The following is a 15380-nucleotide window of genomic DNA, read 5'->3' on the forward strand; positions in this document are numbered from 1 at the left end:
TCAAGGTTAACACTATCAGGTAAAAAAACTCTGCATAACTTATCTTTTAAGATGCAAAGGATGTAATAATATATAACGAGTATTATTCCTTTAGAAAAGAACCTTAAAAAGGAGAGATAGAGTAATGGTAAACGCGAGAATCAATATTCGTTTTAGGAGCTCAAGTTTTTCATAAGTGTCCATGTCTTTTATTTTTAAGGTTCGTTACTTTGTGTCCAAAGCATAGCTTAGGTTAACATGGTCTCTCTTTTTTATTTTAGGAATGATAATTTTCTGTGAGTGCAAATAATCGTTGGATTTCGGGAGCGAGCATCTAAAAAATGTTAAATTAGATGCCACCGCTGTTAACCTTCTCATTAGATATGCATTAAATGGAAAATATACAGGCAGAAATAACGCTTGAAGATTTACGAAAAGGGTCTGATATTCTTTTAAAAAAGGTGTATGAGTCCAATCGCACAAAATTTTTGAATTATGCGAGGCGCTACAACCTTTCGGAAGAAGAAAATATAGATGTATATCAAGATGCCTATATTATTTTCTATGATAATGTCATGAGCGGTAAACTAGAAAGCTTAACCAGCAGTATTTCTACATACCTGTTTTCTATTGGCAAATATTTAATTTTTGACAGGATGAGAAAGAATAAAAAAATGGTAAGTGGAGGTTATGATTTATCAAGGGTTGAAGAAACAGATGAGCAGGTAAATACCTTTGATTTAAAAAGACCCGATCTTTCTGCAGAACAGGTTTTATTGAAAAAGCATTTTAGTACTCTAGGCGAAAAATGCCAGCAATTGTTAACCCTTTTTTATTACCGGGGTTATACCATAAACGAGATTATGGAGGCTGAAAATTATAATAATGAGAATGTGGTTAAAGCGGCCAAATCACGTTGCATGAAAACACTTAGAGAAAAAATCCAAGCAAATACCTACTAATCATGGATAAAGAACTTTTATTGTATAATTATTTTTCGAACCAATTGACGGTTGAAGAGCAGCATCAATTTGAAGAGTTGTTGAAAACGGATATCGATTTTAAGAAACAATTCGACTTTGAAAATAACTTAAAGGGAGTTATTATAGAGAAAGAAAATGAAAACCTAAAGGCTAAGCTAAGAGGTTTTGAAAAGGAGATAGAAAGTGCTACACCGGTGCGTAAATTGCCCGGAACAAATTATAGAAAATGGGCTATGGCGGCATCTATTGCGTTGTTGGTAGGTCTTGGCTGGTTGGGTTACAATAATTTTTCAGGACCCGATTATGAAAACCTGTACCGGGAGAACTTTCAGGAATATCCCAATACGGTTTATGCCATTACTAGGGGGGAGTCTGTTGAATCTATTGAAAGAAAAGCATTTACGGATTATGAGTTAGGTAATTATGAGTCGGCTATTGGAAACTTTAAACGAATACCTCAATCCGATAAAAAAGGATATGTGGATTTTTACTTAGGGTTGTCATATTTAAATTCAGGTCAGTTGGACGAGGCCAAAAAATTACTGGTTAACACGGGAGCATCAAATGAAAAGTTTAAAGCAGAGACCTATTGGTACCTAGCGTTAATTGCCATAAAGGAAAACAATAAGAAGGCTGCTGTAGAATACTTAAATGAGCTTGTTTCTCAATTCGACTATAATAAGGATAAGGCGCAACGGCTCTTGAAAGAATTAGAATAAGGTCAACTAATTCTCTTTTTTTTAGTGAAGGCCCAAAATCCTAACAGGGCAAGAATTACGGCTCCAATAATCCAATATCCCCAATGGTATTTAATTAATACCGGTGTGCTATTGCCAGAGAGTACATATCCAGACCAATAATAGGGGTGTGCCAAGGCATTTTGACTGTTGTTTTGTAAAAATGTTATCTGTGCGTTTTGCATGGCTCTGTCCTTAGATTCTCCTTTGGAGAGATGCGTATAGAACAACCCCATAAGGTTGGCGGAAGAAGCATCGTTTACTTTCCATAAAGTACTGGCAATACTGGAAGCCCCGCCATAGAAGAACCCACGGGAAAGGCCCATAAACCCTTCTCCCCGGCGCAATTCTCCAATACCCGTTTCGCATGCGCTTAAAGTAATCAAGTCGGCATCTGTTCTAAGCGTATACAAGTCTGCTACAAAAAGAAGGTCTTCATTATCGTTGTTATGGTTCTGCGAAAAAGCCAAATAGGAATATTCCGGGGTACTATCGTTAAAAATAGCGTGTGTGGCCAAATGTAGAATGCCATATTTTTTGTGTTCCTTTTTGAAATTTTCAAGTGAAGCATCATTTTTTAGTAATGAATGCCCTTCAAAAGTGCTCAAAATTCTTTTGGCCTCTAAACTATTATGGGGCAAGTGTGAAAGTGCGGACCTGTTGATATTAACCTGAGATGTACCATCAAAACTTGGGGCTACGACTAGTACATTTGGCGTGTTTACAGGTCGGTTGCGTAATTCCGAAAGGAGTGTAGCCGAATTACTATATCTTATTGCAGAATGCTCAATTAGGTAGGTCAAGTCGTTGTTGTTCGTATTTAGGGCCGAAAAGGGAATGTAGTTTAATAACCCGTCCGTTATAAGTGTAAGTTCTTGGTCTGCTTCAGTTATAAAAGGTGCTAACAATCTGTTGTACAGTTGATAGGTTTTTTTGCTTAGTTCTTTTATATCGGACTGTGGGTCTGCCAAATCTTTATAAGCGGATTTAATCCTGGTTTCTAATTCTTCGGTTATCGGAATTTTTCCTAATTTCTTTTCGCCTTTGGTAACCGTTACTACATAAATATCATGGTTGCCGTAGAAGTAGGATATTAATTTTTCTCCCTCACCCAATTCATCCTGTAACCCCCGTAGTGAAATGGTCTTGGTGTTATATTTTAAGTTGAAATAATCATTGTAGTTAGCTTCTAAATCGGCAATGAGTTTCCGGTGTTCCTGTTTAAGGTCAAAGAGAAGTTCTTCTGACGTATCAGTTTTTTCCTTAACGTAGTTGGTCTTCTTTTCCAAGTAAACAATTTCGGATTTCAACTGACTTTCTCGCTCTAAAAGTTCAGGAGGAATATTGCCAAATTTGGTTGCTTTGGTGTTCAATAGAGCTTCAAGCAATATAGCAGATTTACTTTCTTCGCTATACTTGAAAGCCTGGTCAATATAATTGCCTTCTCCCTTAATAGTATACAAATTATAAAGGGCGTTCAAGCCAGATTCTATAAGCGGATATACATCTTCAATAAGCGTCAGCTTATCCGCTTGGCTTTTAAAGGTAGGCTTTAGGGTGTCCAATTGGATCAACGCTTGATTAACGGTAGTTATAACTTGAGGGTAAGAGGATTCATCACCAATTCTGGAGAGTGCCTCAGCTCTGTTTTTTAGGAGTTTTAATAAGGTGGTGCCGTTAGGATTGTGAACGGATAGTTGCTCAATTCCCAATTTGAAATTTTTCAAAGCCCTATCATATTTTTTGAAATCTATATTCATTAACCCTATTTGGTTATATAGGAGTGCTATTTCATCATGATTTTGATTTTTCCACTTTCTTTTTAAGGCGGATATAGCATTCGTATAAGCTTCGGTCGATTTTTGGTATTCTCTTTTTGATTTGTAAAACCCCGCTTCTGCTTCATAATATTTATGCCAAAATGGATGTTTTTCAGGGATTTTATCCCTTAACAGATTTAGATAATGATTGGCACTATCCAACTGGGTGAGGGCCAGTTTGCTTTGAATCAGTCGGCATCCATCCGTAATGACGTAATTTAAGTTTGAGTTGTTTTTTAAATGAGATGAGAATGATTTTTGAAAATAAGAGCTGGATAGTCCGTACTGGCCTTCTCTTTCATAAACTTCACCTAACAAGCTATATGTGTTTAATATATAGGGGAGGTTATTGGGCAAATGTTTCTGTAAGAATCTAATGTTTTGATGATAATACTGTTTGGCTAAATCATATTTGCCTTCGTTGCTATAGGCTTTTGCTAGAAGGCTATAGCCGCTGGAGATAAGGTAGGCATGACCTGTAGTAAGGGTTTCTGGCTGGGTCTCATTATATGAGTCTATAATTTTCAATAAAGCATTTCGTAATGTACTATACTCATTAATGTTGTAATAGTACATGGCTTTATCGTACAGTAGCGAATTTTGAATCATTAGCCTATTAGAAGAGGTATCTATTTCTTTTTCATGAACTAAGGAAATAGAATCCAGTAAGCGAATGTTAGATTTAATTTGTTGTAAATCATAAAAATAAATAGACTGTCTGTTCCAGTTGATCAGCGTGTAGAAACTGTCGTTCCAAAAGTTGTTCGCACTGGAAAGTGAATATATCTTTTGAAAATAGTGATATACTGAATCTTGTTGCTTGTAGTAAAATTGACGCGATTTCTTTGTTAAGGAATCTAAATGGTTATTGTATTCATGAGTCTGCCCAATTAATGAACAACATACTAAAAAGAAGATGCAAAATACAATAATTGGTTTCATAAAAAATTGGCCTTCATATATATGAAGGCCAATTTACGAATAAGTTCGTTTAAAGATTTGTACTACAATAAATTATGGATTTTACATTTGTAACGGTATCATTAGGTTATTTTTATTGTGGAATATAATAGGCAGGTATTGTGTAATTAAATGGCCTTCCATCTTCTCCTAATTTCTCAACTTTTATAAGTAGTTCGCCTTTTTCTGCGGCTAGGGTGGCAAACTTTTGATACAGAATTTGATTATTGTATTCAGGTAATGGCGAAAATTCGGTTATGATTTTACTTATCTCTTTTCCGCTCAAATCTAGAACGCTAACATTCAGAATCTTTGTGTCCGGAGTAGTGATAAGGAACTCTTGCAAATTGGAGAGTGTCCAACAAAAACATGGAAGGGGAGGATTATCCGGGTCTATTATTCCTAAAATACCTAGATCAAAAATACTTTTCTGTACCTCCATAAATTCCTTTTTTTGACTTTCGGCCATAGCCTTTTCTTTTTGAGCTTCATTGTATTTTGGGTCGTTGGGCGAGATAGATTCCAATTCTTTTATATGGTTTTCCAAGGTTGCTATTTCGTTGCTTAAATAAAAGGAATAGAGGTCACCTTCATAGATATAATTTTCTTTGGTTAGTTTAACCTTGTCATCTGCATGACCAACATAGTCTTTTATACATGATGTAAACATCAATAAAAGTGTGCATCCTAAAAATAGTTTCATTTTCATAATAGAGGGTTTAGAGGTTATAAGTATTGTTTAATGTTCTTAGGTGAAAAAGGTTAACAGTTTGTTCTATTTTGAATAAGAAGTAAGTTCAGATGTACTGATTAAATTACCATTGTCCTTGTAAGATTCCTGTTTTATCATACCAACACCTTCTGCAAGCCATAGTTTAGATTTCATTTTAATAGTGGCTCCCATGGTTTTTGTGGTGCTGTTTTCGGTGATCAAATAACAATCAAAGGTACCTGCAGGAGTGGTCACACTTTCTTTCTTCTCTACCTTTCTATTGGTTTGGTCTACGGAAACGTTCATGTTAATACCAGACATGCTCATAGCAATGGCAACGTTGGCGTCCGCTAATTCTTGACCGATAGAAAGGTCATTGGGCAATTCTATATCCGTGCCGGAAATATCCATTTCCAATCCCATTTCTGAATATTGTTGCATCATTTGAGAGGGAAAGAGCGATTGGTAATCAACTGTAACCAATCCGTTTTCACAACTAAAGGAATAGCTGCTTTCAAAAATATCCTTACCTTTTTTATCTTTAAATTTCATGTCAAAAGTAGCTGCTGCTGCCGAGCCTTCTTGACGAACATCGGTGATGGTGTAGTTTACGCTGCCATCAGTTTTACCTTTTTTATCGTAACTCGTGTATTCAAATGAGCTCCCTTCTTCTAAAGGATAGAATTTACTACAACTTTCTTGTGCAAAAGTGACGTTCATAGTGAAGAAGCATAATAAGGTAATCAATAAAGGGGTTTTCATAGTGTTCATTTTATGTTTTTATAGTTTGATAAATTCTACGCGTCGGTTTAGCGCTTTGCCATCGGGTGATGAATTGTCGCCAACAGGCTCAGTTTCACCTTTACCTTCTGTTGTTAATCTGTCTGAAGATACGTTATATACTGATATTAAGGCATTTTTGACAGCTTCAGCTCTGTTTTGAGATAGGCTCATGTTTTTACTGTCGTCTCCATCGGCATCGGTATGCCCAACAATTTTTAACTTTATTGAACTATCCTGCTGAAGAACTTGATAAATCTGGCGAATGATGCCCATAGATTGCGGTTGAATATTGGCAGAGCCACTATTGAAAAGGATTCCGTTAGTGGATATTTTCCCATCTGCAAGTAATTGTCTACGTAAGTCAACACCTCCTTTTGCAACTTTTATATTCCCTATGAGTATAGATTCTTTCTTGGTGTCCGTTCCGCGAAGCGTAAACTTAACACCTTCCATTTGCACACTGGCCGGTAAAAGCCTTGGTACATCTATATATTTGGTTTCGTTTATCCATAGTCTAAATCGCTGTTTGTTGACCGCGACGGAAACATGGTGTTTCTTATTTACAATATTTCGGATATCTGCACCCACGTCATTACGAATAACTCGTTTTGAGGCAATGTTGTTTTCAACCACCACCCCACGTGCAATAAACTGACAAAAAGAATATTCTACCTTGCCTAAATTGGCACCTTTTTTAAAGGTGTTGTTATCGCTTATAGTTACTCCAAAATAAGATTGAGAGGAAGTTTTACTGTCCAGTCCGGTAGCAATAACATCAAACTCCAAGGTAAATTCTTCGGGTAGATTGGTGACATCCGGAATATATGTAGTTTGGTAACCGGGTAAAATTTTCAGCCATTTATTGGATTGCCCATCTAGGGTAACCAATTCTCCACTCCCGTTTGTATTCCAACGTGATGGAAAATCGCCCACAAAATCGTTGGAAAAATCATCTACAAAAATTGGGGTATCACCTGGTACAAAATCAAATTTACTGTACACCTTAATACCTCCTGGCTCAGTTTTACTGGATTCCTCTTCGTTATTGGGGGAATTCTCTTCGCTAGTTTGTGGGGATTCTTGTTCTCCGGGACTGTTGGAAGGATTGGTTTTAGGTTTTTTCTTTTTCTTTTTTTCGGATCCAGGTTCAAAAATACTGTCAAGGGCTTGATCCGTTTTTTCGGAGGTTTCTTTTTCTACCCTGCGTTCAACCGTTCTTTCGGCGGCTCTTTCGGCAGCTTTACCCAGTTTTCTTAAAATTTGGGCGTCACTTGTCTTGTGGGCAAAAAAGATGCACACTATGGGTAAAATAAATTTTAAGTAGTGTTCTAGTGTTTTCATGTACTTGGTATTTAATAATGTAAAAATTGTCCGTAGACCTAATGTTTACATTAATGATTAAACACCTTAAAAGGTTAACATCAAAACTAAATGAAATGGGTTTTTTAAAAGAGAGATTTGTATTTGTTGGATGTGAAAATTGTATGGATGGTATAAAATACTTTGTAGATGGAATAAATATTACTCTTCCTACATGTAAGAAAAAATAGAAATAAATGCTTGGACTCTATTATTCGGGGAGTAACCGAAAACTTTTCCTGTGATATTTGGTAATACCATACTTCTTAATGGCCGCACGATGTTCTTTTGTAGGGTAGCCCTTATTTTTTTTCCAGTTGTACATAGGGTATTCTTCGTGAAGCACATCCATATATGCATCTCTATAAGTCTTTGCCAAAACGGATGCTGCGGCAATGTTCATGTATTTTCCGTCGCCTTTAATTATACATTCATGCGGAATATCTTTAAAGGGCTTGAATCGGTTCCCGTCTACGATAATAAATTTGGGAGTTGTTTTTAATTGTTCAATAGCTTGGTGCATTGCTAAAATTGAGGCATTTAAAATATTGATGGCATCAATTTCTTCTTGAAAAACATGGGACACGGCGTATGCCGTGCAGTCAGATTCAATTATGGGCCTTAGCACATCCCTTTTGCTGTGGGTCAGTAATTTTGAGTCATTTAAAATGCTATTTGTAAATCCTTTGGGCAAGATTACGGCAGCGGCCGTAACTGGTCCGGCTAAACATCCTCTTCCAGCTTCATCGGTTCCGGCCTCGTTTTCAAATTTGTATTTCTCTAATAGCATTCTTCAATGGAAATTAACAGGACCGTAAAATATAATTACTTATTACAAATTACAATATAGAGGTCTCTTTTTTCTAAGAAATACAGGTCAAATCGCGATTGTTATTTTTTAACAAAATAAGTGTCAAATTAACATTTTATAAACAAAATTTGTGATAATATTTGTATTATTAACAAATTTTTAGGTTTTTTGTTGAAACTAATTCACAAAAACATATACATGAAACGAAAATTTAAATGGATTATAGTGCCTTTTTTGGTATTATTATCAGGCTACTCATTTGCCCAAGAAAAATCAATTTCCGGAAATGTTACGGATGAAGATGGTCTTCCGTTACCAGGTGTTTCCGTTGTGGTTATAGGGACTACAAATGGTACCCAAACAGATTTTGATGGTAACTATACCATTAGTGCAGAAGAGGGGCAGAGTCTTAGATATAGTTATATCGGACAAAAAACGGTTAAAAGAGTGGTTGGTGCCTCAAATTCCATTAACGTACAGATGGAATATTCGGCCCAAGCTTTAGAAGAGGTGGTTTTGACCGGTGTTGCCCAAGGTACTTCAAAAAAGAAGCTGGCTTTTAAAGTGGAGACAGTACCTGTAACTGGAACTCAAAATGTACCAACTCCTGATGCCGCATCGGCTTTAATTGGAAAAGTAGCTGGTGCGCAAATTGTTCAAGGTGGTGGTAATCCGCTCCGTAATGCTGCTGTTATTTTAAGAGGGGCAAGTTCTATAGAAGGGAGCACTGCACCGCTAATTATTGTAGATGGTATTATAACTCAAGGAGGACTTAATCAAATAAGTACACAGGATATAGAAACAATAGAGGTGGTAAAAGGGGCGGCAGCTTCATCTCTCTATGGTTCATTGGCAGGTAATGGTGTTATCCAAATTATAACAAAGCGGGGTACCACAGATAAGCCTAAAGTAACATTGCGTTTTGAAAATGGTTTCTCTAATACTCAAAGAGATTATCCATTGGCAAAGAATCATGATAGATTGTTAGATGCAAATGGCAATTTTGATGTTAGCAGCGGTTCAATAGTTGCTGACCCAGACGGGATTTTTGACAACCCCTATCCTGGTGATTTGATAAATAACGTAGATGAGTTCATTAGCTCCCAACCCTACAGTCAAATAAGTGTAGGAGTCTCTCAGAATCTAGACAAGGTTAACTATTATGTTTCGGCTGAGCAAACAGAGGTACAAGGCATTATAAGAGGTCTTGACCCGTTTAAAAGACAAAATGCACGTCTAAATTTGGATGTAAATTTAAGTAGCAAATTTAAGCTGGAACTAACCAATTATTTGGTTAGGCAAACAGGGGCAGAGGTTACTCAAGCTGGACAAGGAGATAACGTGTTTTTTAATTTGTTAACGGCGAACCCAACGGTAAGACTAGATCAAAAAGACGCTAACGGAAACTTTATTCCCTTCTTTGATGGAAATGGATTTATCAATGAATATCAAAATCCATTATATGTTGCTTCAAACCAAAAGTTTGATAATGAAAATACTAGATTAGTATCTTCGGTTACTGGTAAGTATAGCATTACGGATAACTTGGTATTTGAAACTCATTTGTCTACGGACAGAGGCCGTAGTGAATTCGTTAACTTCTTCCCAAAAGGTTATGTTTCAGGTTCTCAATTTGATCCGAATACCAACAACGGTTTTATTTTAAATATTGATAGTGATTACGCTCGGGTCAATTCTTATGCTCAGTTAAATTACAACACTAGTTTTGGTGATTTTAATTTTAAATCTTCTTTAAGGTATTTATTCGAAGACTTTGAAGGATCTTTTAAAACTGCCCAAAGTTCTAATTTTTTAACGGAAGGGGTTAGTAATTTACAACAGGGTACCGAGAATATTAGTGTAAACTCGGGTGAGTTTCAAGAGAAAACACAAAACGTATTCTTATCCGCAGATTTTGATTGGAAGGACAAATTAATAATTGGTGGATTTGTACGGTCGGATAGAAGTTCGCTCTTTGGAGAGGACAATCGCGATCAACTTTTCTATAGAGGGTCTTTAGCCTATAGGTTGGGTGAGGATATTGATGCGGAATGGTTAGATGAATTAAAATTTAGAGCCTCCTATGGTACTGCAGGTCTTAGACCTAGCTTTGGAGACATTTTTGAGACGTTCTCAGTAAGTCAGACGGGTATTACTCCATTACAAATTGGTAATCCTGATTTGCAATCGCCAACAATAAAGGAATTGGAAGTTGGTTTTGATTTTCAGGTCTTAAATAAGTATACATTGGCATTTACTTATGCTAATTCAAATACGAAAGATGCTTTGATTACGGTACCTTTATCTGGCGCGGTTCCAGGAAGCGTTCAAGTTCAAAATGTAGCGGATACTTCCTATGAGGCATATGAGGTTGCATTTAATGGTACGCCATTTGAAACCGAAGATTTTACATGGGATTTTGGTATCACTTTCGCGACAGTTGAAAATTCGGTCGATAATTTAGGTTCGGTTGCTCCTTTCAACAGGGTTATTCAAGGTTTTGGAGCAGGTAACAGTAACCAGCAATTGGATGCGGATCCAGCGGTAAATGTTTTTAGGGTTGAGCCAGGGCAGCCATTCGGAGCAATGTTCGGAAATCAACTGGCAACATCGTTAGATGATTTAACGGTTGAGGATGGCGTAGTTATCAATGAAGGACTTAATCTACCAATATCTGATTTTTCGGTTAACGAATTTGGTCATGTTATTGTGACCGCCAATGAAGATCAGTCTGGTTTGGTAAACGCAGGCGGAGAACAGGCAATTAGAAAGTGGAACCCTGAGACAAATCAATTAGCTGTAGGTTTAATTGGAGATACTAACCCAGACTTCAATATGGGCTTCAAAAATACATTGACCTATAAAAACGTTAGTCTCTACACACTTGTAGATGCTCAAATTGGTGGGGATGTCTATAATTATACCAAGCAATTTTTGTATTTCAATGATAGACATGCAGATTTAGATACATATGGAGCTGCAGGTCAGCAATCTTCTTATGCTAATGCTAGTTCAACAATTTACAATGGAGCTGCTCCTATTGATTATTTTGTTGAGGATGCAACCTTTGTGAAAATCCGTGAAATCTCATTGTCATATACTTTGGATGATGACATATTGGGACCTAAAATTCCAATAGATGCTATCAAATTTACACTATCAGGTAGAAACTTATACACATTTACGGATTACTCAGGTTATGATCCGGAAGTAGCACTTAGTGGAAGTCCCATTTTTAAGTTGGATGAGTTTTCTTTTCCAAACTTTAGAACTTTCGCTGCAGCGGTACAGATAACATTTTAAAAAAATAAGAGCATGAAAAAAATAATTTATATTGTCATGGCCATGACAGTACTGTCATGTACACAAGAGGAATTCGATATACGCAATTCCAATGAGGCAGATTCGCAAAGAGTATTGGCGAACGGACCCGATTTTCAGAACTTTAATATTTCTAATCACTCAGCCTTATTCGACAATCAAATAGAATTTCAAGGTATTTTCTTTAGAGGTATAGCTGATCAATTCTCTACAACAAATGCTTTTAGTGGTTTTTGGGCATTTTGTGATCAACCTAGAAGGCAGATTATAAACTCAACTGCTAACGATGACCTTTCATCTCAAGCCGGTGGACCATGGAATAGTTTTAATTCCGTAATCAATAATGCCAATATTGTAATAGGTAATATAGAGAATGATGGTAACCAAGTAATGGTTGGAGACAGTGATCTAACGGAACAGGAATTAGCTGCCGCTTATTTTGATAAAGGTGTGGCCCAAGGTTATCTTGCTTTAATATATGATAAAGCTTATATCGTAAATCCGGATACGGATCCAGGTGCACTTGAGTTTTCTACTTATCAAGAAGTTTTTGTTGAAGCCGTTAAGAACATTGAGATAGGTATTCAGAAGGCTAGTTCTTTTAGCGGATTCCAATATAGTATTTATCCAGGAGGAGAGATGCTAGACGGTCCTAAGTTCCTAGAATTGGCAAATAGTTATTTGGCACGTCTATCTATAGGTTTGCCTAGGGATAATGCCGAAGCAGAAACTCTTGATTATAACGCTATACTAGCTTATGCTGAAAAAGGCCTAACCGAAGACTTTAGCCCATTGGCAGAAGAAGATGTGTTTTTTAATAATTTTCAAGATTGGTCATTGTTTGATTTAGGAGATGCGGGTTATATGCCTACGGATTTGAAAATTCTGCACCTTTTTGACCCAACTTATGATACGGATTATCCTGAAGATGAAAGTATTGTGTTAGGAGAAGCGGTGTCGGATGATCCTAGACTTGAAGAGTATTACGAATATGTTGGTGATGATTTTGGATTTCTTAGAGCCTCAAGAGGGCGGTATCTCTTTTCAAGTTATAAAACTGTAAAGTTTTTTAATGACAATGATCAGAACGAAACCGGTCTGCCTACCAATGTTTTTGCAAAGGCCGAAATAGATTATATAATAGCTGAATGCCACTATCGTTTAGGAAACTTTGGTGCAGCCGTTGCAGCTTTGGATACTTCTCCTCGCATGTCAAAGGGTAATCAATCTACAACGGCAGCAGGACCTAACGTTTTGAACGCTTTGCTTTATGAAGTGTCTATTGAACTTGACCTTGCATCGGGAATTTGCGTTGAGTGGTGGTTCATGAGAAGACATGATATGTTGCAAGCAGGCTCGCCAACTATGTATCCTGTGCCGGCATCTGAACTGGAAATTACTCAAGATGATATATATACTTTTGGCGGTACTGCCGCTGTAGGTGAACCAGGTACTGCTTCTGGTGCAAATGACTGGAGGAATATAGATTTGGTATACTAGATTTTTATTTGAATTTTGCTAGGAAAGGCCGTCATATTAGTTGACGGCTTTTTTTTGTTTTGAAAATCAATTTTTAAACCTCTATCCAAGAACTTAAAATTTTCACATTTAATTACGAACTAAAAAAATTAACTTTACCGCTGTAATTAGCTTCAATGAAATATATTCTTTTAGTTTTCTTAATTCACTTTTCATGTATTCAGGTCTCTGCACAAGAAGACTCTATTCCTCCTAAAAGAGACATAGATACTTCGGCGGTTCGTCGTATGCCACGTAGATTAGGGCCCAAGGAAAAGGAAAAAGAAGAGGAGCCGGAGGAGTTAACAATCAAAGATTACAAGATTATTTCTTATGCCAGGGATACCACATTTTTGGATACAACACTTACCATTCAGAAAGAATATAAATACAATTATTTAAGGAAGGACGATTTTGAACTTATGCCTTTTGCCAACGTAGGAAAACCATATAATAAGTTAGGGGTAGATTTTACTTCTAATAATTTGTATCCGTCGTTGGGGGCTACTGCACTTCACAGTAATTATTTTGAGAAGGAGGACATTGATTATTATAATGTAGCCACCCCAATGTCAGATCTGTTGTTCAAGACTACTTTTGAACAAGGTCAATTACTAGATGCCAACTTGGCCTTCAACACCTCTAGAAGACTCAATTTTTCTCTAGCGTATAAAGGGTTTCGTTCTTTAGGTAAATACCAATATAACCAATCGGAATCAGGTAATTTTAGGACTACTACCAATTATGTTACCAAGAATAATAGGTATAGCTTACGCGCACATATAGCCGCCCAGAATATTGAAAATATGGAAAACGGTGGTTTGGTAGATGAGGAGGGGCAGTTTGAGTCCGGTCTCGCAGACTTTAGTAACCGGGTTAAGATAGATGTCCGTTTTAGTGATGCCAATAGTAAGATATTGGGTAAACGCTACTTTTTTGATCATTTATATAAGCTGATACGAAAGGAAAAGGACTCTAGTCGCCAAGAAAAAACATCGTTAGGTATAGGTCATCAGTTTAATTACGAAACCAAGTATTACGCATTTAACCAAACTACTCCAAACGAATACTATGGAAACAATCTGGTTTCGCCAATTGAGGACAAAGCCAGTTTAAAAACAATGTACAACCAAGTTAATGCGGAGTTTTATAATGCAACGTTGGGTAGGCTTCAAGGTAATATTTCACTGTACAATTACAACTACTTTTTCAATAGTATACTCATAAATGAAGATGGGGTAACCATTCCAAGTAGGCTAAAGGGCGAAGAAATTGCATTAGGTGCGGAATATGAAAAGCGTATAAAAGGTTTTCAATTAAAGGCCACGGCAAAGTATAATTTGTCAGGAGAGCTGGGCGGTAATCAAATGAACGCTTCCGCATCTTATAGGTTAAATGATAAGCATAAGATAACCGCATCCGCGTTTGGTTCATCAAAGATGCCCGATTTTAATTTCTTACTTTACCAAAGTGATTATGAAAATTACAACTGGTTAAACCTGTCCAATTTTGAAAAAGAACAGGTTTACGGTTTACGTTTGGACTTTGAGTCGGAGTTGTGGGGTGATCTTATGGTGAGTTACCAGACGGTGGATAATTACACCTATTTTGGGCAAGACCCATCTGTTATTTTGGAAGAAGGTATGGAGAATGCTACTATACGCCCTTTGCAAGAAGGTAATGTACTCAACCATACCAAGGTAAAATATGCTAAGGAGTTTAAACTGGGAGGTTTTGCGTTAAACAATACAGTTATGTATCAAAATGTATCTCAGGCAAATCAGGTTTTAAACGTGCCTGAGTTGGTAACTAGGAATACATTGTACTTCTCTTCCGACGTTTTTAAAAAGGCCATGTTTATGCAAACAGGAGTTACCCTAAAGTATTTTACAGCGTATAATATGGATGCTTACAATTCGCTTTTGGGTGAATTCTACCTTCAGAACGATCAAAAATTGGGTAACTTCCCTATGTTGGATTTCTTCATAAATGCAAAAATTCAACAAACCAGAATCTATTTAAAGGCGGAACACTTTAATTCTTTGTTCATAGAGAAGCCTACATACTATTCCGCCCCTGGGTATCCATACCGTGATTTCGTTATCCGTTTCGGTCTTGTGTGGAACTTTTTCTCGTAGTTCGGGTGTGTTTTGGGGAGGGCAGGTGCATGTTCATGGTGCCAAGTTACGTCCATGTCAAGCCTTAGGGACTGGAAATGACCCGAAAGGAAGTAAAAACCTTGTTCCCTTTATGTCTCATAATCAAGCAGCTGTGCGGTCAGGACGTGAAAAAACGAAATTTTCCGTTAAAAATTGTGCTGGAATTAAAAAAGGGTGTTACATTTGCAGCCCGCTAAACAGGTATGAAGATGTTTGTTAAGCAGGGGTTAAAAAAGAG

Annotated in this window: 10 protein-coding genes; 5 read left to right on the forward strand and 5 right to left on the reverse strand. The window is 36.9% G+C overall.

Annotated features, from left to right (window positions below):
• The first annotated feature begins 371 nt into the window (after positions 1 to 371).
• Complete coding sequence (locus tag H9565_RS05475; protein WP_215438169.1) at positions 372 to 941, forward strand: RNA polymerase sigma factor; 570 nt, start codon at positions 372 to 374, stop codon at positions 939 to 941.
• 2 nt (positions 942 to 943) lie between these two features.
• Positions 944 to 1681, forward strand: a complete 738-nt coding sequence (locus tag H9565_RS05480) for a tetratricopeptide repeat protein (protein WP_215438170.1) — start codon at positions 944 to 946, stop codon at positions 1679 to 1681.
• A 2-nt stretch (positions 1682 to 1683) separates the two neighbouring features.
• On the opposite strand, the gene H9565_RS05485 is transcribed toward H9565_RS05480, so the two are convergent.
• The 5 genes from H9565_RS05485 to H9565_RS05505 form a co-directional block, all read right to left on the reverse strand.
• Positions 1684 to 4461 carry a CHAT domain-containing protein gene (locus H9565_RS05485; protein WP_215438171.1) on the reverse strand — a complete coding sequence of 926 codons (2778 nt, stop codon included), beginning with the start codon at positions 4459 to 4461 and terminating at the stop codon, positions 1684 to 1686.
• A gap of 112 nt (positions 4462 to 4573) precedes the next feature.
• On the reverse strand, positions 4574 to 5188 hold the full coding sequence (locus H9565_RS05490; RefSeq protein ID WP_215438172.1) for a hypothetical protein: 615 nt from the start codon (positions 5186 to 5188) through the stop codon (positions 4574 to 4576).
• Positions 5189 to 5254: 66 nt separating this feature from the next.
• Complete coding sequence (locus tag H9565_RS05495; protein WP_215438173.1) at positions 5255 to 5953, reverse strand: TapB family protein; 699 nt, start codon at positions 5951 to 5953, stop codon at positions 5255 to 5257.
• A gap of 18 nt (positions 5954 to 5971) precedes the next feature.
• A complete protein-coding gene (locus H9565_RS05500) occupies positions 5972 to 7315 on the reverse strand; it encodes an OmpA family protein (RefSeq protein WP_215438174.1) in 1344 nt (447 codons plus the stop codon).
• Positions 7316 to 7544: 229 nt separating this feature from the next.
• The gene (locus H9565_RS05505) at positions 7545 to 8123 is read right to left on the reverse strand and encodes a ribonuclease HII (RefSeq protein WP_215438175.1); all 579 of its coding nucleotides are present in this window, start codon (positions 8121 to 8123) and stop codon (positions 7545 to 7547) included.
• Positions 8124 to 8342: 219 nt separating this feature from the next.
• On the opposite strand from H9565_RS05505, the gene H9565_RS05510 reads away from it, so the two are divergent.
• The 3 genes from H9565_RS05510 (at position 8343) to H9565_RS05520 (ending at position 15121) form a co-directional block, all read left to right on the forward strand.
• Positions 8343 to 11447, forward strand: a complete 3105-nt coding sequence (locus tag H9565_RS05510; protein ID WP_215438176.1) for a SusC/RagA family TonB-linked outer membrane protein — start codon at positions 8343 to 8345, stop codon at positions 11445 to 11447.
• Positions 11448 to 11459: 12 nt separating this feature from the next.
• Positions 11460 to 12965 (forward strand): RagB/SusD family nutrient uptake outer membrane protein, encoded by a 1506-nt coding sequence (locus H9565_RS05515; protein WP_215438177.1) that lies wholly within the window; start codon positions 11460 to 11462, stop codon positions 12963 to 12965.
• Between the two features lie 155 nt (positions 12966 to 13120).
• The gene (locus H9565_RS05520) at positions 13121 to 15121 is read left to right on the forward strand and encodes a putative porin (protein ID WP_215438178.1); all 2001 of its coding nucleotides are present in this window, start codon (positions 13121 to 13123) and stop codon (positions 15119 to 15121) included.
• Positions 15122 to 15380 lie beyond the last annotated feature (259 nt).

Source organism: Zobellia russellii, assembly GCF_018728565.1.
GTDB lineage: Bacteria > Bacteroidota > Bacteroidia > Flavobacteriales > Flavobacteriaceae > Zobellia > Zobellia russellii.